Source organism: Candidatus Nitrosotalea bavarica (genome assembly GCF_900167955.1).
Taxonomy (GTDB): domain Archaea; phylum Thermoproteota; class Nitrososphaeria; order Nitrososphaerales; family Nitrosopumilaceae; genus Nitrosotalea; species Nitrosotalea bavarica.
This window is the reverse complement of sequence record NZ_FUYK01000011.1, coordinates 54,604-75,196: the sequence shown is the minus strand read 5'-3', so window position 1 is coordinate 75,196 and position 20,593 is coordinate 54,604. Positions and strand designations below refer to the sequence as shown.

The 20,593-nt window shown below is 35.7% G+C and carries 24 protein-coding genes; 16 read left to right on the top strand and 8 right to left on the bottom strand.

Annotated features, from left to right (window positions below; genetic code table 11):
- The 5 genes from C0Q33_RS07940 to C0Q33_RS09365 all read left to right on the top strand — a co-directional run.
- Nucleotides 1-1,016: aldehyde dehydrogenase family protein (locus tag C0Q33_RS07940; protein WP_101478070.1), on the top strand; the 1,016-nt coding region annotated here is incomplete at its 5' end.
- A gap of 383 nt (nucleotides 1,017-1,399) precedes the next feature.
- The gene (locus C0Q33_RS07935) at nucleotides 1,400-2,026 is read left to right on the top strand and encodes a phosphatase PAP2 family protein (RefSeq protein WP_101478059.1); all 627 of its coding nucleotides are present in this window, start codon (nucleotides 1,400-1,402) and stop codon (nucleotides 2,024-2,026) included.
- 135 nt (nucleotides 2,027-2,161) lie between these two features.
- Entirely contained in the window at nucleotides 2,162-2,770 is a 609-nt protein-coding gene (locus C0Q33_RS07930; RefSeq protein ID WP_101478058.1) for a nitroreductase family protein, read from the top strand.
- Nucleotides 2,767-3,180: a PPOX class F420-dependent oxidoreductase gene (locus C0Q33_RS07925; protein WP_245867393.1), complete on the top strand. Its 414-nt coding sequence runs from the start codon at nucleotides 2,767-2,769 to the stop codon at nucleotides 3,178-3,180. The genes C0Q33_RS07930 and C0Q33_RS07925 overlap by 4 nt, the downstream gene beginning before the upstream one ends.
- Nucleotides 3,181-3,248: 68 nt before the next feature.
- Complete coding sequence (locus tag C0Q33_RS09365; RefSeq protein ID WP_165776479.1) at nucleotides 3,249-3,407, top strand: hypothetical protein; 159 nt, start codon at nucleotides 3,249-3,251, stop codon at nucleotides 3,405-3,407.
- Nucleotides 3,408-3,412: 5 nt separating this feature from the next.
- Here the strand turns inward: C0Q33_RS09365 and C0Q33_RS07920 are convergent, their stop codons facing one another.
- Complete coding sequence (locus tag C0Q33_RS07920; RefSeq protein WP_101478057.1) at nucleotides 3,413-3,748, bottom strand: hypothetical protein; 336 nt, start codon at nucleotides 3,746-3,748, stop codon at nucleotides 3,413-3,415.
- Nucleotides 3,749-3,974: 226 nt separating this feature from the next.
- Between C0Q33_RS07920 and C0Q33_RS07915 the strand changes: the two genes are divergently transcribed.
- Nucleotides 3,975-4,760, top strand: coding sequence for an SIMPL domain-containing protein (locus C0Q33_RS07915; protein ID WP_101478056.1), 786 nt, complete (start codon nucleotides 3,975-3,977; stop codon nucleotides 4,758-4,760).
- A 203-nt stretch (nucleotides 4,761-4,963) separates the two neighbouring features.
- A complete protein-coding gene (locus tag C0Q33_RS07910; RefSeq protein ID WP_101478055.1) occupies nucleotides 4,964-5,194 on the top strand; it encodes an Lrp/AsnC ligand binding domain-containing protein in 231 nt (76 codons plus the stop codon).
- Between the two features lie 41 nt (nucleotides 5,195-5,235).
- Here C0Q33_RS07910 and C0Q33_RS07905 read toward each other — a convergent pair whose 3' ends face one another.
- The 4 genes from C0Q33_RS07905 to C0Q33_RS07890 form a co-directional block, all read right to left on the bottom strand.
- A complete protein-coding gene (locus C0Q33_RS07905; RefSeq protein WP_101478054.1) occupies nucleotides 5,236-5,505 on the bottom strand; it encodes a hypothetical protein in 270 nt (89 codons plus the stop codon).
- Nucleotides 5,502-6,815, bottom strand: a complete 1,314-nt coding sequence (locus C0Q33_RS07900) for a hypothetical protein (protein ID WP_101478053.1) — start codon at nucleotides 6,813-6,815, stop codon at nucleotides 5,502-5,504. The genes C0Q33_RS07905 and C0Q33_RS07900 overlap by 4 nt, the downstream gene beginning before the upstream one ends.
- Before the next feature lie 184 nt (nucleotides 6,816-6,999).
- The gene (locus C0Q33_RS07895) at nucleotides 7,000-7,497 is read right to left on the bottom strand and encodes a winged helix-turn-helix transcriptional regulator (RefSeq protein ID WP_101478052.1); all 498 of its coding nucleotides are present in this window, start codon (nucleotides 7,495-7,497) and stop codon (nucleotides 7,000-7,002) included.
- Nucleotide 7,498: 1 nt separating this feature from the next.
- Entirely contained in the window at nucleotides 7,499-7,891 is a 393-nt protein-coding gene (locus tag C0Q33_RS07890; protein WP_101478051.1) for a hypothetical protein, read from the bottom strand.
- Nucleotides 7,892-8,372: 481 nt separating this feature from the next.
- Between C0Q33_RS07890 and C0Q33_RS07885 the strand changes: the two genes are divergently transcribed.
- Complete coding sequence (locus C0Q33_RS07885; RefSeq protein WP_101478050.1) at nucleotides 8,373-9,176, top strand: hypothetical protein; 804 nt, start codon at nucleotides 8,373-8,375, stop codon at nucleotides 9,174-9,176.
- Nucleotides 9,177-9,312: 136 nt separating this feature from the next.
- Here the strand turns inward: C0Q33_RS07885 and C0Q33_RS07880 are convergent, their stop codons facing one another.
- On the bottom strand, nucleotides 9,313-9,849 hold the full coding sequence (locus C0Q33_RS07880; RefSeq protein ID WP_101478049.1) for a hypothetical protein: 537 nt from the start codon (nucleotides 9,847-9,849) through the stop codon (nucleotides 9,313-9,315).
- A 370-nt stretch (nucleotides 9,850-10,219) separates the two neighbouring features.
- Here C0Q33_RS07880 and C0Q33_RS07875 point away from each other — a divergent pair, with 370 nt between their 5' ends.
- Nucleotides 10,220-11,185 carry a hypothetical protein gene (locus tag C0Q33_RS07875; RefSeq protein ID WP_101478048.1) on the top strand — a complete coding sequence of 322 codons (966 nt, stop codon included), beginning with the start codon at nucleotides 10,220-10,222 and terminating at the stop codon, nucleotides 11,183-11,185.
- Between the two features lie 101 nt (nucleotides 11,186-11,286).
- Here C0Q33_RS07875 and C0Q33_RS07870 read toward each other — a convergent pair whose 3' ends face one another.
- Nucleotides 11,287-14,277: a copper resistance CopC/CopD family protein gene (locus C0Q33_RS07870; RefSeq protein WP_101478047.1), complete on the bottom strand. Its 2,991-nt coding sequence runs from the start codon at nucleotides 14,275-14,277 to the stop codon at nucleotides 11,287-11,289.
- 133 nt (nucleotides 14,278-14,410) lie between these two features.
- Here C0Q33_RS07870 and C0Q33_RS07865 point away from each other — a divergent pair, with 133 nt between their 5' ends.
- The 5 genes from C0Q33_RS07865 to C0Q33_RS07845 all read left to right on the top strand — a co-directional run bounded on the left by C0Q33_RS07865 (nucleotide 14,411) and on the right by C0Q33_RS07845 (nucleotide 17,229).
- A complete protein-coding gene (locus C0Q33_RS07865; protein ID WP_165776478.1) occupies nucleotides 14,411-14,875 on the top strand; it encodes a hypothetical protein in 465 nt (154 codons plus the stop codon).
- An 18-nt stretch (nucleotides 14,876-14,893) separates the two neighbouring features.
- Nucleotides 14,894-15,508, top strand: coding sequence for a hypothetical protein (locus tag C0Q33_RS07860; protein ID WP_101478045.1), 615 nt, complete (start codon nucleotides 14,894-14,896; stop codon nucleotides 15,506-15,508).
- A gap of 61 nt (nucleotides 15,509-15,569) precedes the next feature.
- Nucleotides 15,570-15,881: a hypothetical protein gene (locus C0Q33_RS07855; RefSeq protein ID WP_101478044.1), complete on the top strand. Its 312-nt coding sequence runs from the start codon at nucleotides 15,570-15,572 to the stop codon at nucleotides 15,879-15,881.
- Nucleotides 15,882-15,989: 108 nt separating this feature from the next.
- Complete coding sequence (locus C0Q33_RS07850; RefSeq protein WP_101478043.1) at nucleotides 15,990-16,457, top strand: hypothetical protein; 468 nt, start codon at nucleotides 15,990-15,992, stop codon at nucleotides 16,455-16,457.
- Between the two features lie 301 nt (nucleotides 16,458-16,758).
- Nucleotides 16,759-17,229 carry a universal stress protein gene (locus tag C0Q33_RS07845; protein ID WP_101478042.1) on the top strand — a complete coding sequence of 157 codons (471 nt, stop codon included), beginning with the start codon at nucleotides 16,759-16,761 and terminating at the stop codon, nucleotides 17,227-17,229.
- An 878-nt stretch (nucleotides 17,230-18,107) separates the two neighbouring features.
- On the opposite strand, the gene C0Q33_RS09605 is transcribed toward C0Q33_RS07845, so the two are convergent.
- Nucleotides 18,108-18,230, bottom strand: a complete 123-nt coding sequence (locus tag C0Q33_RS09605; protein WP_281258847.1) for a hypothetical protein — start codon at nucleotides 18,228-18,230, stop codon at nucleotides 18,108-18,110.
- Here C0Q33_RS09605 and C0Q33_RS07840 point away from each other — a divergent pair.
- On the top strand, nucleotides 18,229-18,774 hold the full coding sequence (locus tag C0Q33_RS07840; protein WP_165776477.1) for a pentapeptide repeat-containing protein: 546 nt from the start codon (nucleotides 18,229-18,231) through the stop codon (nucleotides 18,772-18,774). The genes C0Q33_RS09605 and C0Q33_RS07840 overlap by 2 nt on opposite strands.
- A gap of 147 nt (nucleotides 18,775-18,921) precedes the next feature.
- Nucleotides 18,922-20,454: a multicopper oxidase domain-containing protein gene (locus C0Q33_RS07835; RefSeq protein ID WP_101478040.1), complete on the top strand. Its 1,533-nt coding sequence runs from the start codon at nucleotides 18,922-18,924 to the stop codon at nucleotides 20,452-20,454.
- The last annotated feature ends 139 nt before the right edge of the window (nucleotides 20,455-20,593 follow it).

The following is a 20,593-nucleotide window of genomic DNA, read 5'->3' as shown; positions in this document are numbered from 1 at the left end:
GTATAATGCCGTGGAACTTTCCATACTGGCAGGCATTAAGATTTGCAGCTCCATCACTTATGGCTGGAAACACAATTGTTCTAAAACCTGCAAGTGTCACTATGCAATGTGGTATTGAAATGGAAAACATGTTTAGAAGTGCTGGATTTCCAGAAGGAATTTTCCAAACGTTGGTAAGTGATTCTAAAATGGCAGAAAAATTAATTGATTCTGATATTAACGCAGTGACTTTTACTGGCAGTAATATTGTAGGGGCAAAAGTTGCACAAAGAGCTTCTTCACAAATCAAAAAATGTGTTTTGGAATTGGGTGGAAGTGATCCATTTGTAGTATGCTCAGATGCCGATGTGGAAAAAGCTTCTACTGGAGCAGTTAAAGGTAGATTCATCAATTGTGGACAAAGCTGTATTGCATCAAAGAGATTTTTTGTAGTAAAAAATCATGCAAAGGAGTTTATAGAAAAATTTGTCCAAAAAACAGAAAAACTCATAGTGGGCGATCCAATGTCTGATACAACTGACATGGGACCACTTGTAAATGCTGAAGGTTTGCAAAGAATAGAAGAAATTGTAAAAGATGCAGTAGACAAGGGTGCTCAAATTCTCACAGGAGGAAAGAGGCTCAAAAGTAAAGGTTATTTTTATGCACCAACCGTGCTTGACAGGATTACTCCTGACATGCTAGTAGCCCATGAGGAGGCATTTGGTCCCGTGGCACCAGTAACTGTGGTCGAAGATGAAAATGAAGCAATCAAGCTATCCAACTCCTCACAATATGGGCTTGGAGCTAGTATCTGGACACAAAATCTGGAAAAAGCAGAAAAATTATCTAGACAAATAGAATCAGGAATTGTCACTGTAAATAATGTAGTCATATCTGATCCTAGAATTCCATTTGGTGGAGTAAAACAGAGTGGCTTTGGACGAGAACTTTCAAGATATGGAATGATGGAATTTGTAAATGTAAAATCTGTCAGATACTATGATCAACTTACCATACATCACAGAGTAGAATGAATTTTAATTAAAAAATAGTTTATTGTATCTGGCTTTTAACTCGTCTTATTATTGTTAAACTAAAATGCTCAAGTGATTTAATTGTCGACTTGGCGTGAATGCCTGACTATGCATTAGCTTATCCTACTGCAAGTTAACCATATGAAATACTGTAGAATTGTTAAATATTTTAATTCACATGTTTAACCAAAAATGAGAATAGATACATGCCGTCATTGTGGATATGAACTTCAAACCCTAAAGACTTGTCTTGTATGTAACAAGCCATACAAGTTCTACTGCAAGTCTTGCCGCAGAGAAAGTGATGAACAAGTGCACGATCTTTGCCTTGGCAAATGAATATGTAATCTATTTTATACCGCCCATCATTTTCATTATATTGTATGAAATATGTTATAGTGTCTGCAATACTACTTGCAAGTTTTGCAATTCTAGCTTTTCTGATTTCTAGTAACAATGAAGTTGCCAAATGGGATGCATCTTCATTTCTAACAATTAACAATCCTCATGGAAAAACTTTCAATAAAATAATGGTTGACTTTACAAAATATGGCAGAGAAGTAGTCTGGATATCTGTAATTCTATTACTTGCTGTACTGGGTAAAAAAGACGGTCGAAAAACAGCAGTGTTGCTTACAATTGCCTTTTTAATTCTAATTCCACTAGGCACTGTGCTTAAAAATGAGATAGATAGGACCAGACCCTCTAGCGAGAATCTATTGGTACGCAATGAATCCGACCCATCTTTTCCTTCAGGTCATGCCACAATTGTTTCAGCGGGAGCCGCAATTCTTTTCTTGAGATTTAATAAAGGAAAACAAATTATATTTTCAATAATTCTCGGAATTGAGGCATTATTAGTATCATATTCTAGAATCTATGTTGGGGCTCATTATCCGCTAGATGTGGTAGGTGGCATACTTCTTGGGACAGGTATTGCATGCACTGTAATTGCTTCAAGTAGATATCTTGCACCTGTATTTTCTTATATTGATAACATGAAAAAATAATGCAATGATGCACATTTTTTTCAATAGCTAATCTAATGTTACCGTAAAAAAATCTATTACATCAAGAACTCTGGTTTAGTAGATTGTTAGAAAAGTACTGTTAACCTTAAGTATCAAAGACTGCCTGCAATATTTATGATAGACCAAGAGGTTGGGAAAACACGAAGTACCACATATGAAATTAATCCTGTGATAGTAAACCGGTGGTCTCCAAGATCATTTGTAAATGACGAAATAAGTGATAAAGAACTGTTTTCTCTTTTTGAAGCTGCACGATGGGCTCCATCATCTTCAAACAGTCAGCCATGGAGATTTATCTATGCAAAAAGAAACTCAAAAAACTGGAATGATCTTTTCAATCTTCTTATTGATTTTAATAAACAGTGGTGTTCTGATGCTTCTGCTCTAGTTGTTATAGTTTCTAGAAAAAACTTTGAGAATAATGGAAAGCCATCGATAACACACCAATTTGATACCGGTGCTGCATGGGAGAACCTTGCAATCCAGGCAGTCTCCCAAGGGCTGATTACTCATGCAATGGCAGGATTTGATTATGAAAAAGCAAGAAAGGATTTGGCGGTGCCTGATGATTACGAAGTAGTTGCAATGATAGCAATTGGAAAAAGGGGACCCAAGGAAAAACTATCCCCAGAACTTCAGGCACGTGAAATACCAAACACTAGAAAGCCTTTGTCAGAAATAGTGATGGATGGCAAATTTGGAAGCAAGGCAGAACTGCCATGACTGAAACTGGTATGATATCTCCAGAAGTAGCAAAATTACTTGAAGACAAAAATTTGGCATTTGTTGCTACTTTGATGAAGGATAATTCTCCCCAGATAACCCCTACTTGGATTGATTTGGTTGATGGCGTAATCATTGTAAATACTGCTGAGGGGAGAGTGAAACAAAGAAACGTCTCAAGAGATCCAAGGGTTGCAATTTCTATAGTTGATCAAAAAAATCCTTACAATATGGTTACAATACGGGGCAAAGTAATAGAGCAGACAACTCATGATGCTGACAAACACATAGACAAGATGGCAAAAAAATACTTGGGAGTTGACAAGTATCCATTTGCAATGCCTGGTGAAAAGAGGATTCTTCTAAAAATTTTACCTCAAAAAATATTCCATATGCCGCCTCGCTCCTAGTATGTGTTACAAGATCTAGACTATGATAATCTAGAATATATTAAAATACAAAATTGACATCCTAGATAATGATGGCTGGATTTGAAAAGAACTGTCCTGTATGCAAGAAAAAATTTACTAGCCTGCTAGAGTATACAAATCACATTGGTATTGATCATAAAGATATCCCACCTGATCAAATATTACAAATGAATACGGAACAAAAATGGACTCTTTCAGACAAATAATAATATTATTTTGACGAGTCTTCTAATTTTTTCAAAAGAGTGTCCATTTTCCTATTGAGGTCTTGCACTGCATCAAACGAATGCTCATGTTTATCATCAAAGTCTTCTAGTTTTTTTAAAATATTAGTATGATTTTCTTCTAGATCTTTTACCCTGCCTAGAATGTGATCTTGTTTCTCAGAAGTATATTTTTGTCTGTTGTAGATCCACCAACTGACAACTCCTCCAACTATTGCTCCTCCTACAATTCCTAGGTATGTGGAAGAGGCATTTGTCATGTCTACGCAGTTCTTGGAAAGTTCTGGCATGCATCCCCAAAGGTCTAGTACAAAAGGCAACATGTTGATACATGAAAATAACATTCATTGCTATTTTTACATTGTCTATGAGTATCAATTAACGAGTTTGTAAAATTTAAGAAAATGAAAAAAATCAAAAATAGTGTTTTTATTAAATTTTAATGGAAAATACACGATATTGGTTGTTATATTATAATTTTCCAAAAAAAATCAAGTTAAAATGAAATTTAATCAAAGTCTATAAACTCTATTGATATAATACAAGTTAATGACAACTCGGAAAAAAACTATGCTTGTAACACTTGCTGCGATTCTAATTGTTTCAACTGCAATGTTTGTTAGTTTTGAGATGTCTCAAAAAGAGGCTGATGGACAGCAAGTACCTGCAATAGCTGCATCGCAGGAGAGAACGGTATCTTCTACAGGTTCAGCAACTGCATCCGTATTGCCAGATCTGGTCACTGTACAGTTTGGCGTTGATACTCAAGCAAAGACTGCCCAAGATTCAATCAGCTCAAACTCTCAAATGATGAATGCTATAGTGAATGCTCTTGAAAATATTGGAATAAGTAAAGACGAGATTAGCACAGCTGACTTCTCCATTTATCCAGTATACAATGACTCTATACCAGATCAGACTACTGGCATACACAAGTCAGAACTGATAGGTTATCAAACTTCAAATACTTTGTATGTAAAAACCACCAAATTATCAATGGCTGGAAATATTACTGATACTGCGGTCAGTGCAGGTGCTAACCGGGTAGACAACATATCCTTTTCACTCTCTCCTGAAAAAGAACAGAGCATGCAAGATGATTTGCTAGACAAAGCTGTCTTGAATGCGAAATCTCGAGCAGAGAAAGCAATTGATCCTTTAGGTCAGAAAATAATTGGCGTAAAAACGGTAAGTTTGTCTGAATTTAACGCGCCTCCTCCTCCAATATATCCAGGTGCAATGTCTGCCATGGTTGATAGGTCCACACCAATATTTTCATCAAATCAGCAAGTAACAACTACTGTAAGTGTAATATTCTTAATTGAAGACCAGTAGTTTTACATTATTTATTTTTTAATATGACTAATCTTGAGGTAAAATTGAGATTTCTAATTATCTGATGTTGACCTAAAAGTATTTCAAAAAATATGTTGTTTTAAATAATTAATTTGTAATATATTTATAAAATCGCAAATTATGATGTTTTAGAATGGACTAATACCAAAAATTTCATATATTATGAAGGTGATATATTGTAGTTGGAAACTGCCTATGTCATGATAAATTGTGAAATGGGAGCAGAGGGAGCAATTGTTGAAGGAGTAAAATCAATAGATTCTGTAAAGGAAGTTTCAGGTGTATTTGGTAACTATGACATTGTAGTGAAAATAGAGTGCCCTAATATCGATGAGATTAGTGAAACAATAGCAAAAAAAATCAGGCAATTGGGAAAAGTTCAATGTACTACAACATTGATGTGTGCTAACTAGAACAAATCAATATGACGTAAGAACTATGGAAACTTGGTATGTTAAATTTTAGTAATACTCGGATCTGAGTTACTGGATTTTTTTCTATCTATAAAAAATGTAATTGCACCAATAAACAAAACTATGATTCCAAATTGGCTGACTGTAGTTAATTGGTTACTTAGAGTCACCATGTGATAATTTGTATCTGCTATTACGCTTGAGTTTGCTGGATTGATTGTTGGAATTACATCCAGTACCATCTGTGAAAGAAAATGGCCTCCTATGAGCATACATGCTCCTCCAATTATGATTAAAATTCCGCGCTTCATTTCTTCACTAGTCTTGGAAATGCTATGATCATTGAAAATATGATTGCAATTATTAGTAGTGCTCCTGCTGGGAATTCTGGAACTATTATGGGGCGTGAAACAATTCCTGAGAATTCTGAATCGGCAAAACTGTTTCCATTCAGATTCTCAAAAGCAATTGTAATTGGACCAGTATAATTAGATGGGAATGGAACGTCGATATTATTCATATTACCATTGTTGTCAGTCGTACCGCTGTTGTGAAATATTACGCCATTTTTTCCAGCAATTATGGAAAAGTCATAGTCTATGGAATTAACTGTCTTGTTTACCAAATAAGGATCTAGAACTTGAAAACTAAATCTAGTTGTTGAACCTGGAAGAATTTTTGGCGGATCCCAGCTGAGACTCATTTTGTATTGTGCATTTCTTGTATATTGTACAATTGGAAAACTGGTCGTGTTACTAGGGGACAGTAAAAAGTCCATCTCTTGTTTTGTACCGTTCTGCTCTTTTGCAACATTTGCTACATCTGTTTTGTATAAAATGAGGTGTACAATTCGTTCATCTGATGAATAATCATCTATACTGATTTCTTTATCAGGTATTTTTACTCCATTAATGGATGCATCATATTTTGTAACTATGAAATCACTAAATGATTTTGGTATCTTTAATTCCTGATGCACAACTGATACCTGTTTTACATTATCCTGACTCCAGTCAAACGGCATCACAAAACTCATAGTCTTATCGTTTGAATTGTATTGAAAATCATTAATTTGATCATAATAGGCAATTACTGTAACTGTCTGATTTCCATAGTCTTTATCATAGATTTGATAATTGGTGGTTTCTGGAAGTGATACTCCAGCATCAAATGATTTGCTGACTTGATAATCATATGATCCCATGGTGAGAACTTCGATTTTGAATTTGTACAATCCCGTGGTGGAAAATGCGGGTCCTTTGATGTTGTATTCTCCGCCGTGACCTAGCAGACCTGGAAATGGTCCGCCTTGCTCATCAATTGAAGTATTGTTTGTTGTTGGGTCTGGAATTAAATCAAGTAGGAAATTTCCACTATCGCTCATAAACACATGACCCAATACAGCTTTGTCATCCTTGAAGACTGAAACTGCAATTGTTGCTTCTGGAATTGGTTGCTGATCAGTGACATCCATCAATACGAAATTTATCTGTGTTCCGGCATGATAGTTGTCGATCAAAAATGGTGATGTGTTGATTGATAATGTGACATTTTTGTTGCCAATCATTGATGGTGGTAATGTTTCACTTGCAAGTCCGTCTCCATAGGCTAACAAGAACATGACGCTAGGAAATAAAATACATGTTATAGTACACAGGATTGCAATTTTTATCAAATCTGATCGAGTTTTACTCTTTGACTCTAAATAAATAGTGAGTAGGTTCTCATTTGCTCGTATTTAGTATTATGGTACAATAATTGGATGATTCATGAGTGTACTTGTGAAATTGTATGAATTATGATTCCTAAAGGTTTGCAAATGTGTCTGCAAAATTATATGCCGTTCTTTCAAGAAGAATTGGATTGTATTTTTCAATTATCTCATGAACCATGTCTGCATTTTTTAAAAAGTAGACTTTCTTTAGTTCTATGATCTTAACTCCTACTATGTTATCCTCAACGAGTTTGCCCAGAAATGTGGAAACAGTTGAAGGCGATTTTCTGACTTTGTGTACTATTTCATTAAATGAAAGTGATTTGCCATCAAGCAAAGACAATAAAATATATCGTTGAGTGTCTCGTCTAAGACTTGTTATAAGATTTGATTCCTCATCTGTAACGCAAAGGGGATAGAATCGCGTCTCTCCAGACTTTCTATCTATCTTTACACTTCCATTTTCCTCTAATTTTCTTACATGATAACTTAGAACTCCGTTTTTAAGTCCAGTCTCTCTCATGATTTCTCGAAACTTTATCCCTGGATTTTTCTCTACAACGTTTATGATCTCTGTCTCTCTATTCATTCTAATCTCTCCTAAAGACACTTAATGCAAACATCCCCAATGTACATAATTCAAGAATATGTCCTACCTCATCTGCTGAGACAGATCCGAAATAATAAGTATATTGCCATGCTGCATCTATGACTGAAAATACCTCTGCAACTGCAAATAAACCAAATGCTATCATTGTAAACATTAGTCTTTTTGTTCTAATTCTTGTATATGCTAATGTGGAAACTATGGTGAGAAAACTGGCGATTGCAACTCCGCTTAGGTGTAATAGTATGTGGAAGACTTGAAATTCATGAAATACGTGAGGCAATATTACCGGTACTGCAAAAACTGCGATTACGGTGAAAATGACTATGGCGAAAAGCTTTGGCCTATTTTCCAATAGATGGCTCTCTTTTAGCACAATGAATTTACTCTTTTTAGAAATTTAAACGAACTGGTACAACTATAGAACGACTCATTCGTGGATGAACAAAGTATGTTCCTAAATGGTATATTCGACTAATGTACCAATTTCTTTATCTTGTAAAATGGTGTGATCTTATTACTGCGTAATGATTTGACTTCATCCTGCTCAGGTCTTTGCTGTATGGATAGTGCGCCCATGCAGTAAAGATCGAGCTGAAAATTTTTGCATAAAATTATGGTAAAAAGTCTAATGTGTTGATAAAACAGATTTTGAGTTCATTTTATTTTTGATATCTGTTGGGTGGATTATGCTGTAATAATATTAAGCAACTTCTACATATGTGATGATGAGTTGAATGTCATTTACTCTATGTTTCCAGTATTCTATGTTGGTAAGGAAAAAAACTATAACATATGTAGTACATTCATCGAATGTACCAGATCTATTAAATTGAAAATTTTATACTTTGTACGTAATGACGAAAAACAAGACAATCTCCTTAGGGGCACTATTTGGCCTATTGGCCTTAGCTGCAATTGTCATTATTCCTAATGTGTCTGCAATGGACATGTCAGGAATGGGTTCTATGCAAGACATGCAAAACACGATGCAAGCTCAAGCAGCAAGTCAAGTCACACACCCGACCTTGCCTATCTGTACTCAGGTGACTCCTTCAGTCTTTGGTACGAGTATGGTGAAAACTTACACTATACCAACAGGATTCACAGGTGATCCATCAACAGCTAATGGACAATGCATTGTTGACACTACAAGCTATTCGATTCAAAATGCCTGTACCATTACAAATGGAATCGCGACAGCAGGTCACTGTGAAATGTTTAGCACTTCGTGGAAAGTTGACGCTACAGGCCCACCAAATCTTCCAACTGAAGAGTGGTTCAAACTAGGCGGATTGACACTACATCCAGGTGAATATCTTGACTTGGCTGACACCACTCCATTCATGACTACGAAGGGACACATGGCAACAATCTTACCATGTGATGATCTTGGACAACCAAGAGTTAGAGTCTATGAGGGAATACTTGATGGCGGTGTTAATACTCTAGAGCCGGCTAATATTCAATACCTCCAGCATATCTCAGATCCTGGACGTGGAATATGTGCATACCACTTTGACATTGGTAATACAACCAACAACCCCGATGGAGCATCAGATTTTGTGATGATGAACGACGGTAAAAATTCGGTAACCTTTACAGACAGAAATACTTCAACATTTTCTGTTCTAGAGGGATATCTGAATGGTATGGGATAATCACAAAACTATCTTCTTTTCTTTTTTCTTATGATATTTTAGGCGTCTTTAATTTTTTCTTTTTTAAAAATATTCTCTATATGATTCTCTGAATCTGATAATCTACTTTTTAATCCGACATGCTAAAACAATCTTTCTACAAGTTTTGGGGAAAATCAAAGGAGATTGGAATTGAATCTGGCGGTAAACCATACACCAGTACGATCTCATCATGGGCGTTAAGCTGAATTTCCCTAAAATCTCCTGTGAATTCTTTACCATTTACATATGACTTTGGTGTTCCAGTGGGAATCCCAGAGTTTTCAAATGATTTAGACCATACATCAAGGAACTGTCCGAGAGTGAATGTCTTGTATTGTGGTGCCTCGATGTGAATTATGCCAGTAGGATCATGGGTATGCAACCAGTAAAAGCATGTATTTGGAATAATTCCTATAAATTCAGGCACCGTTCGATGTTGTCCATCTACATACACATCCAGATGGGCATGTATGTGAAAGACTGCCTGTTCCATTTGATTACACTCTATTCCATCAATATCTGGGAGTGCATGTAATCTGAATTTCATGTATGTTGCTGATATGCCTACAACTAAAATCAATACTGCGATAATTACAATTTTTTTCGATAGTTTGAAAGACTCTTTCTTCACAGACACTTTTTCTTTAACCATGTTTTATAAAATTAAAACCGTCACATAAATTATTTCATAAATTGAATTAAAATTGGAGGTGCTAAAGATTACTTTTTAGCATTACACTGACACGAGGGTCCACAAGTACATTTTCCTGTTGTTTCACAATTACAATCTGGAGATATGCATTTGTCTCCGCCACAACCGCATTTCATGGTGTGATTATATCTTTTATAGTATTTAATCATTTGACTAATTTTTTCTTATTTTACATAGACATTTCTCGATTACCTGTCCAGTTATCATTTGTAGTCGATGCCAATGGTTGTTGAAATCTTGTGCCGAAATTAATAATATTCGAAGATTGTACCATTACATTTTAATATTATTTTAAAGATGTGGGTATAGTTTGACAAAGAAAATAGTTGCATCATTAATGGTAATTGCACTTGTGGGCGTGCTATTCGTTCATCCAGTATTTGCTCATTCCTTTGTAAAAAATTCTGATGCAGATCTTATTGCAAAAATACAAGAATTCAAGGTAGAATCAAAGCTTATTGCAAATAATATTTCTGACAGTAAGATGTCTCACTGGCATATTGCAAAAAGTCAAGAATATTGGGGGTTGAATGATATGAATACACTTACTCAACAAAACGCAACTTTGGCTAATAGTCTGTCAACAGCAATTAATGACTTGTATTCTTTATCTGGTAGCACTAATGTAGATCCGACTATTGCATCACAAAAATCTTATGCACTGAATCAACTTTTGGATCAGGTTGAATCTACAGAAATTTCAGCTTCTATACAAAATAACGCAACTGTAAAATCTCTTGCAATAATTAATGTCTTAAATCAAGTACTAGTAGATTATGGTGATGCTATTGGCTCAAATGTTGATCTCACTAATATGGCAAATATGAACATGAGTAGTATGAGCATGAATAATTCATCATCTGTGAGTTCTGGTAGTATGTCAGGAATGAAAGGTATGTCTGGGATGCAGTCTGGAAGCATGAGTGGTATGTCTGGAATGTCAAGTATTATTGTTGATGAGGCAGCATACCAAAGTGCTCAAGAACTCACAACCACAGCTCAATCCATGTTTCAAGATTTGAACTCAATGGCTCCATCAAGCACATCTTCCTATCTTGATAAGATTGGAACCGCATTAGGTAATTTGCAGCAAGCTATTGGCGCAAAAGAATCTGGAAACAATGTTATGATGATAGTGCATATGTATATACATCCTAATTTTATATCTGGATTGAATATTCAAGTAGTGCCAGAGTTTCCAATGCCTATCTTGCTTGTAATGCTTTCATTTATTTCTGTAATTATTATTACCAAGGCTCTGCCAAAGATACGCTAGCAACAAATTTTTTTACTAGTATTAAGATTAATTTTTGAAAAATTGTATAAATAAATTTGTACAAAAATTGTAATTGACAAATACTTGATTAAAAATTTGCGTTAGTTGTAGCTTTTCTTTACTTGTTTTATGCTACTCCTAAGATCTATTACACTTTTTGAATAGAAAAAGGCAACAGCTACTAATCCTGCTGCTATTGAAGGACCTGACACATCTGCATATCCTACTCCTAATGGTAAACCTAGCGTGACACTTGTTTCAGTGTTTTCAACAAATCCTGGCTTTAGACTAGTGGTGATTATCCCAAGTGCATTTGCACGTTGCTCTGCTATTATTAGGTCTCCTTGAGAATCGACTGTTATCCATTGAGTAAATGATGATGGGGATGGTATGTTAAATTCAACATTCTTGCTAGTTCTTGGATCTATGACTGTTATTTTGTTTAGAGTATGTTGTGTCAACCAAAGATCGTGATTTTGATCAAAGACCATGCCAAACGGTAAACCTTGTGGATCTGTGTTATATTTTTTGAAAGTCTTGAGTAACGGATCAAAAGCTGATACTGCCTTGCCGTCATGTTCTGAAACAAAGACCTGGTCAGTCACAGAATCAAATAATACAGTAGTGGGACTTGCAAGCGTACTGTTGAACGGACTGTATTCTGTGATCTTGTAGTTTTGGGCAGGATCTATATTTGCAATCTTTCCTGAGCCACTCTCTGCTACCCATACTTGGCCTGTTGACTGGTCAATGGAGATGCCAAGTGGCACGGAATTATCTGGTAACTTGATTGATTGGAATGTTTTTGTTTTTGCATCTAATTTCAAAACCTCACTAGTACTTGATACAGTTAACCAGATATTGTTTGAATTATCTACAACAATGCCTGATACAGTACCATTGTTTGGAATGTGATATTTTTGATCTTTTCCAACATCTGGCATGTATTGACCTATAATTTTTGTTATAGGATCGATATACCATATGTTATTTTGAAAGTCCATTGCCGTGCCAGTAATTATGTTTGTTCCATTAATTTTATGCTCTGTATATTGTTTAGAGTTTAGATCAAACTCCCATATTCTTCCACTATTAATTTCAGAGTCTCCAACCCAAATTACATTTCGGATGATGTCATAAATTGGATATAGTGGCAAAGCCTTACTGTCTGGTATTTTGAATTCTGTTATGTTGGCTTGTAACTGATTCAAATTTGGCTTTACATATAGATCATTAAAATTTGTAACAACATTGAGTGCTCCATATGTTGTTGTTATACCTTCTACCTGTGCTTCCCAGTGACCAGGTATTGCCAGTGCGGCAGTATTTACAGAAAATACTCCTTGTGATATCTTCACGGCATCATTAACTGCAATTGGACCAATTCCTTTGTCTACTTGGTTAAGTGTTATTTTTGTTGAGTTTATGTCTATTGGATTATTTTTTGAATCTACAAAAGATATGGTGATATTATTTTTTCCGGCAAAGAATGGATCTGCTGTTAGTATTATGTTTCCATTATTTGTAAAACTTGTTTCAGTAAATTTGTTTTGAACTAAACTCTCGAGTGAAGTAAATGCAAAAACATGCGGAATTTGTTGCTGCTGTTGTACTAATTCATCTTGAAATTGAATGGCTGGAAGTCCGGAATCTGCCAATACTGCAATTGAGGCAATTAGAACTAACCCTATTATTGCCTCGATTTTTATGCTTTTGTCAAACTTTGCAAGAATTGATCTTCCTGTATTATTCTTGTTAGTTTCGCTATGTTGAGTTGTTGTAGAACTCCTTGGAATATATGACAAGGCAATTGTTTTGAGTGCGTTTCTATGAATGACGTTTTGATTAAAAGCGCCTATTCCAATCATTGCTCCAGCTAATGAAAGCTTGATGATGAGAATTTCACCGTATATTGATACAAGCGTTAGTGAAAGATTATTCTCAAGTACATAGAGGAGAAATGGCCCCGTGATCACTACTAATCCAAGAAGCGCAACAACTATGGTGGAAAATTGTGGTATTATCAATGACAAAATAGCCATGCTACTTTTTTCATCTTGTAATTGTCTTAATTGTGGAACTGCAACAAATGCCAAGTAAATTATACTTCCAATCCATAATGATGCTACGACATTGTGTACGAAATCAAGTATTGGAGGCAGCAATTTGCCGCTTGCTGCACCATGACTTATCAAAGTAGTAGTGGTAAGTACTGCAATACCTAATGCAAATAGTATGATGATTTGGCTTTTTGATAAAATTATATTTGATTTTTTTTGTTTAAGATAGGAAAATAAAGCAACACCAAATAGTACTAATGATAATACCATCCTGACAATCCACAAATTTCCAAATGTTGTGCCCATTGCTTCTAGTATGCCAGAATTTATTGACAATGCTTCTGATGCAATCATTGCCAAATCTCCTGCCAAAATAATTATGGAGCCAATCAATACAATCTTGGTTGTGCTCTTATCGATCTTGAAACGCATTAGTCTTGATGCATCATTTAGTGCAGGAATTCTAGAAACTGGTCTCCATAGCCAGAATGATGAGAAGACTGCTCCTACAACAATAATTTGTCCTACTAGTGATGGATATCTTGCAATGGCATCGGGAATGGATACAATATCTGCAAAACTAATGTTTGTTTTTGCATTCAAAAGATTTTGTGGTATTGGTTGTCCTATGGCAAAAACAAAAGCATTTGTAGTTGTATGGCCGTCTGTTGCATCAAGTACTTTGGTATACACCGTATAAATCCCATTTGGAGTATCTGGTGGAAGGGAAACAGCAGTTTTTGTATGTTCGTTATTTGTAAAATGCCAGTCATTATTTTGTATGGCTTTACCATTTGCATCCATGACTTTAATCTGACTATAACGCATGTCAATGGGATCAACAAACTCTATCTCAACCTGTGATGGAGCCGTGTTTACTGATGACGCTGGTGCAGGACTACTGTCTATGACAAAGGCATGTTCATATGATTTGGGAATGTCGGAAATTATTGCTAAAACAAATAGTGAAACAAATACTGACAAAATTATTTTGTTCGACGGCTTTGATAATGCGTTATTTTTAAATCTCATTATATCACATTCTACTCTCTGGTATGCATTTAAAATTTAATATCATTTGGTACAAATTTCAAACAAGAAAAGAATTGTATGCTATTCTACAGTTGTACCATAATGTATATATTCGAATATTAGACACATTCCAATGAATATTAAAATGAACACTAAAAAAATAATTATCCCAGTCATACTTGCATTGGTTGCAGTTATTGTTGCACCATATGCTCTCCATCCTGCCGAGGCACATATTTTAAAGAATTTTGCGCCAAATGTCTCAGTAAAAATTGGTTGGGATAGTGAACCGCCACTTATTGGAGATACAAACAAGATTGATGTTTATCTTTACAACGGTACTAATGACTCTGCTGCACCGATAGCAGGTAACGGTCTGGATAATATGACTATCACTATACAATATGGTGGTCAAACCAAAAAGCTTAGCTTTGATGCAAGTGATGACACACCTGGCTTGTATAGTTCTGCTGTAATTCCAACTCAACTTGGAACCTACAACACTATAATCCAAGGAACCATAGACGGAGTGAATATTCCTTCTACTACTTATCCAATGCAAGAAGTTGAAGCCAAGGACAAGTATAACTTTCCTTGATGATGGAGACAAGTAAATATGAATAGAAAAATAATAATCCCAGTCATACTTGCATTGGTTGCAGTTATTGTTGCACCATACGCAATCCATCCTGCAGAGGCTCATACTTTGAAAACTTTTGATAAGATTTCAGTAAAAATTGGCTGGTTAAATGAACCACCGTTTGTTGGTGACTTGAACGAAGTTGATGTTTATGTGTATAATGGAACTAGTGATAGTGCACCACCGATAGTCGGAACTGCATTAGATCAGATGACTGTTACTGCTCAATATGGAGGTCAATCTAAAAAGCTCAGTTTTGATGCAAGCGATGATACACCTGGATTGTATGTTTCAGCTTTGACCCCTTCTCAAATTGGAACTTATAACATGATTATTCAAGGCAGCATAAACGGAACTACTATCCCATCTACCACCTATGCTATGCAAGATGTTGAAGCCAAGGACAGTTATTACTTTCCACCAATGTCTGGCAACATGACTGGAATGAATATGTCTGGCAACATGACTGGGATGAACATGTCTAACAACGCAGTGCCAGAATTTGGTCCTGTTTCATCACTAGTTCTTGTAATTGCTATAGTTAGTGTTATTGTAGTAACAGGAAAGACTAGAGGTTTTCTAAACTTCTAGGATATTTATTTTGATCTTGTACCAAAACATATTTAAGAAAATTGGCAATTTTTGATAACACATGAAAACTAGAAATTTTATAACTTCACTGGTTCTTGCATTGTGCTTAATTGGAGTTTCTAATTTTATGATTCATCCTGCATCTGCACAAACATCACAAAATGTTATCAATCAACTAACTAGTGAAATTAACGATGCAAAAAATACAGCTAATGGTGCTGCCCAGAGTTATTCACGGGTGGCACAATCTTTTCAGGATGTAAAAGATACTACTGATAAACTATACATGATAAGCATGACTTCAATTGGTATTGGTATTGCCGGAGTAGTAATTGCAGTAATTGCTATAACGCGAAATAAGCAACAAAACTGATTTTTTAAAATAATTTTATTAAATTATGTCGTGGTACAATTCTCGAATTAATTATCAATTGTGATATTCTAGCTTTAACTATAATATATAGAAAAAACAAATAAAATTATGAATAATCAATACGTTTGGATAGCAATAGTAATTGTCGGCATAGTTGGAGGAATTGAGATCGGCTATGCGGTTTCTAGTCATCATGATTCATACCGGATGCATGGTCATTTCGGTCAGTATGACGGATGGCATCATTATGGAAAATATGATGGATACATGATGCAAGATTCTGAATTTCGACAGCAAATGTATTCCAGTATGTTTGATAGTACTAAATACAGAGAAGAAATGTCACAGTATTTGACTGATCATCCACAAGCTATGCAATCGTGGTGTAATACTATGATGAACAATCCACAATCTATGCAATCAATGCAGAACATGATGGGTCATGGAATGATGGGTGGTATGATGCATGGCATGGGTGGTATGAGCAATATGAGCGGAATGGGAGGGATGAATAGTAAGTCAAATCAAGGTTCAATGGGTGGCATGGGCAACATGAGTAGTATAATGCATCCTTAAATTAACACTCGACGAATTCTGACAGAGAGAATTTCCACGCAGATTTGACAGTACAGATTGTCATAATTGATAATTAAAGTTTAGATTTTATGGCCTCCTATATTGGATTATCTTAATTCTACAATCATCACACCATGGATATTTTAGTTCATAATCATAATGGTGGATTCTATTACAAAATAAAATACAAATTTATTTTCCTATTCCAAAATAGTTTTTATGTTTAACAAAAGTTTCTTCAATGATTATCAAAAATGATATTCTCCAATGTCTATAATAGTCTAAAACCCAAATACAGTTTATGGTAAAAAGTTATTCTAGTATACTTGTTCCATTGGATGGGTCCGAGTATTCTAAAAGAGCATTAGACGAAGCAATCGAAATATCAAAAAGACTTGATTCTGAGATTGAACTCTTGGCAGCTGTGAGTGCATCTGCCGCACGACCTGCTGGGATAGTTCTCTCAGGTGCCGTCCGAGGCAAAGGCGCAACCAAATCAATAGATGCATTTGTGAAAAAAGCAGTGAGTGAATCCACTGGATTTATGCAAGAATGCGCGGCATATTGCCAAAACAAGGGAGTGAAGGCTATCTACAAAGTAGTATCAGATAATCCTGCCAAAGCTATTCTTGATCATGCAAAAAGAAACAGTAATGGTCTCATAGTTATGGGCAGCCAAGGACTACGAGGCATTAACAAGATCAAAGTTCTTGGAAGTGTCAGCCGTCAGGTACTTGAGAATGCTTCTTGTCCTGTAGTGATAGTTCACTAGAATAAACTGTGGACTACAATACACCAATTTTTTGTGATATAAAATAAGACGAGACCTACATGTGTTCAATATGGTCTGGCGTGGTTTTGTCGTCCCTTTCTCAAATGATGCAATGTGACGTAATAAGATCGATGGTATAATCGAGAAATGTACCATATTAGAAAAATGAAAATTAATACATCGTAATGGTGGAAATAAATTTTTTTGTTTACAAATATTGAAAATAAAAAACTGGAATATCATATATGAATAGCAATTTGCTCGTTGACAAATATACTTATGACATTCCAGTCATTGTATGATGATAGATTGTAAGATAAAAAAAGTCTGGTACAATTACCGAATGTACCAACGATGTTATTAAAATTAAACTCTCATGATATTCATGAAAGACGATCAACCAACAATGCTCAAAGAAAAATCAAAAAGAAAATGGTTTTCGTTTCTAAAAAGAGACAAAAATTAATTCTATTTTAATGGATATTTTTTATTACTTTCAATTAATGTGTATTTTGATTGTATGTGACTCATTATTCTTTGAGCAAATTCATGGTACAATTACCGAATGTACCATTTCACTTATTATTTGAACTGGTATGATTGTATTCAAACATAGTGTATCGTTTGTTCATCACAACGATGACTCTGGCAGATATGATTGGACATCCTCTGCCAGGGTTCACTTGAAAACGTATTACATGCTATCAAAATATGGAAAATAGGCTAATCTGTACTTATTCATTGATGATTTAGTACATTCTACGAATGTACCATTCCTTTTAAATTATGTTCCAAATACATTCAAACGATCAAAAAATGACCAAGAAAAACTCGGTGTTGTTAATGGGCATTATCTCAGTTTTGTTGATTATGTCCGTCTATGTTTCACCTGCGTCAGCATCATCTTCTTTTGTGCAACCTAAAACAATCATTATGTCTAATAATGTAAAAATATGTCTTGGAACACCAACTCCAAATAGTGACTGGAGTAATTGTAACATGGCCCAGAATCAGTATCATTTTTCTAACTTGGCAGGCATAAATCTCTCAGGGACTGTTATGCAAAACCCATTATTTTATGATGTAAATCTTTCAGGTGCAAACATGACAAACTCTGTCATGTCTGGAGGTGATTTTTCATACTCTAATCTGTCTGGTGCAGATCTTAGAGGTGCAGATCTGAGAAATATTGACTTTTATCACGCAAATCTCTCCGGTGCAGATCTACGCGGTGCAAATGTCCTTGGTGCAAGATTTGTAGGTGTAGAATTTAGTAATGCCAATTTATCGGGTCTTGACATGTCGCATACTAATATGATAGGTGCAGATCTGACTGGCACGTATCTTGTAAATACTAATCTTGTAGGTGCTGATATGAGGAGTGCAACTTTTATTGATGCGGCTCTTTATGGTGCAGATCTTCAACAAGCATCTCTAGATGGAGGTAGCTTGGCATATTCTGATCTTACTGGAGCCAATGTGAAAGGTTTTGACTATTCCGGTACAGTCATGTCGTGTCACGGAAGTCCAATCTGTCATAACTAGTCTTATCCTCTTCATCTTTTAGATTATAATGAATTATTTTTTTAATTTTCAACTCATGGTGCATTACATGTTATTAGAATTAGAATCTGTTTTCAGCAATTGTGTCAGTTGAGCCAATTAAATACTTGTTACAATTAGGCTTGCCTAATGATATCAAAAACTATCATAATGTTTGGTATAATCATTGTACTTTCATCTGCATTAACTGGAGTTGTTGTTTATCACTTTACTGCAAATTCAAATCAGGCCACAATGATAACCAAGACGGCAACACCTACTGTATTCCAAGGTGTTACCAGAACCTATTACATTGCATCAGACGAGGTAAAATGGAATTATGCTCCAACTGGGATGAACGTGATAACAGGAAAGCCACTTGCAAATGATTCCGTAACAGCACTCTATACACAAAATGGAGTAGACAGGATTGGTAGCGTGTATCTCAAATGCCTCTACCGAGGATATACTGATGATACATTTACCACACTACAACCGCGAACCGCTCAATGGGAACATCTTGGAGTACTGGGACCTGTGATTCATGCTGAGGTAGGCGATACAATCAAGGTAGTATTCAAGAACGATTGTCGTATTCCTACCAGCATTCATCCTCATGGAGTTTTGTATGACAAGGCTTCAGAGGGGGCACCATACAATGACGGAGTGCCAGATTCTGAAAAACCTGGTGAAGCAATACCACCAGGTGGCAACTTTACGTATGTCTGGAATGTACCGGAGAGGGCAGGTCCTGGACCACATGATCCAAGTTCAATATTGTGGATGTATCATTCACATGTCAATGAGATAACAGATACAAGTGCAGGGCTTGTCGGACCGATTATAATAACAAGAAATGGAGAAGCAAACCCAGATGGTACTCCAAAAGGTGTGGACCGAGAGTTTGTTACATTGTTTACAATATTCAATGAAACTCGTAGTCCGTATTTAGCAGATAACATCAAGACATTTACTGGTGAGGATATGTCGCAAGTAAACATGACTGACCCAAATTTCTGGGAAAGCAATCTAAAGTATTCTATTAATGGTTACATCTTTGGAAATACGCCCGGATTGGATATGAAGCAAAATACACATGTGCGTTGGTATGTAGCCGGCATGGGTGGTGAGAGTGATATACACTCACCACATTGGCACGGCAATACATTGTTAATTGATGGCATGCGTACAGACATGGTAGAGCTTCTTCCTATGAGCATGAAGGTGTTAGACATGTACCCTGACAACGTTGGCACTTGGCTCTTTCACTGTCATGTAAATGATCACATGCAAGGTGGAATGTTGGCATTATACACTGTAGAAAAAAATAATGGGACACAAGGCACAAATTCATCTGGCGAAAATCTCAAAATAGGATTTTCAACTGATGTTGCAAATCCAACTACTGGACAACCAACTCAACTCAAGGTAGATTTTATCAACACCCCAACCAATTCAATTGAGGAGCACGTTGATTACAAAGTTACAGTCATGAAAGGAACAACTCAGGTATATTCTACTTCACTTTTACACACCGCAGATGGCTCTGTTACTATCCCATATCAGTTTCAAGATGTAGGATCTTACCAAGTAGTAGTTGAAGTGGATGGAATCTGGTTTATGCCAGTTTCAGAAACGGCAGAATTTCAAATTAACGTTGCAAGTTCATACAAGTTGATGTAAAACGGAATATGGATAAGACGCAGGTTATCCAATCTGCGATTATTGTTTGAAATATCTGGATGATTGGGAATAAATAGATTGAACACTTGGAAACACTAGAAAAAGACGGGAAAACTGAAGGTCTTTGATATGACAAGAG

Excerpts from the sequence above, each read along its gene's own strand:
- C0Q33_RS07935 (WP_101478059.1), top strand. The coding sequence starts at position 1,400 with ATGAAATATGTTATAGTGTCTGCAATACTACTTGCAAGTTTTGCAATT.
- C0Q33_RS07930 (WP_101478058.1), top strand. The coding sequence starts at position 2,162 with ATGATAGACCAAGAGGTTGGGAAAACACGAAGTACCACATATGAAATT.
- C0Q33_RS07925 (WP_245867393.1), top strand. The coding sequence starts at position 2,767 with ATGACTGAAACTGGTATGATATCTCCAGAAGTAGCAAAATTACTTGAA.
- C0Q33_RS09365 (WP_165776479.1), top strand. The coding sequence starts at position 3,249 with ATGATGGCTGGATTTGAAAAGAACTGTCCTGTATGCAAGAAAAAATTT.
- C0Q33_RS07920 (WP_101478057.1), bottom strand. The coding sequence starts at position 3,748 with ATGTTGCCTTTTGTACTAGACCTTTGGGGATGCATGCCAGAACTTTCC.
- C0Q33_RS07915 (WP_101478056.1), top strand. The coding sequence starts at position 3,975 with ATGACAACTCGGAAAAAAACTATGCTTGTAACACTTGCTGCGATTCTA.
- C0Q33_RS07905 (WP_101478054.1), bottom strand. The coding sequence starts at position 5,505 with ATGAAGCGCGGAATTTTAATCATAATTGGAGGAGCATGTATGCTCATA.
- C0Q33_RS07900 (WP_101478053.1), bottom strand. The coding sequence starts at position 6,815 with ATGTTCTTGTTAGCCTATGGAGACGGACTTGCAAGTGAAACATTACCA.
- C0Q33_RS07895 (WP_101478052.1), bottom strand. The coding sequence starts at position 7,497 with ATGAATAGAGAGACAGAGATCATAAACGTTGTAGAGAAAAATCCAGGG.
- C0Q33_RS07885 (WP_101478050.1), top strand. The coding sequence starts at position 8,373 with ATGACGAAAAACAAGACAATCTCCTTAGGGGCACTATTTGGCCTATTG.
- C0Q33_RS07880 (WP_101478049.1), bottom strand. The coding sequence starts at position 9,849 with ATGGTTAAAGAAAAAGTGTCTGTGAAGAAAGAGTCTTTCAAACTATCG.
- C0Q33_RS07870 (WP_101478047.1), bottom strand. The coding sequence starts at position 14,277 with ATGAGATTTAAAAATAACGCATTATCAAAGCCGTCGAACAAAATAATT.
- C0Q33_RS07865 (WP_165776478.1), top strand. The coding sequence starts at position 14,411 with ATGAATATTAAAATGAACACTAAAAAAATAATTATCCCAGTCATACTT.
- C0Q33_RS07860 (WP_101478045.1), top strand. The coding sequence starts at position 14,894 with ATGAATAGAAAAATAATAATCCCAGTCATACTTGCATTGGTTGCAGTT.
- C0Q33_RS07855 (WP_101478044.1), top strand. The coding sequence starts at position 15,570 with ATGAAAACTAGAAATTTTATAACTTCACTGGTTCTTGCATTGTGCTTA.
- C0Q33_RS07850 (WP_101478043.1), top strand. The coding sequence starts at position 15,990 with ATGAATAATCAATACGTTTGGATAGCAATAGTAATTGTCGGCATAGTT.
- C0Q33_RS07845 (WP_101478042.1), top strand. The coding sequence starts at position 16,759 with ATGGTAAAAAGTTATTCTAGTATACTTGTTCCATTGGATGGGTCCGAG.
- C0Q33_RS07840 (WP_165776477.1), top strand. The coding sequence starts at position 18,229 with ATGGCCCAGAATCAGTATCATTTTTCTAACTTGGCAGGCATAAATCTC.
- C0Q33_RS09605 (WP_281258847.1), bottom strand. The coding sequence starts at position 18,230 with ATGTTACAATTACTCCAGTCACTATTTGGAGTTGGTGTTCCAAGACAT.
- C0Q33_RS07835 (WP_101478040.1), top strand. The coding sequence starts at position 18,922 with ATGATATCAAAAACTATCATAATGTTTGGTATAATCATTGTACTTTCA.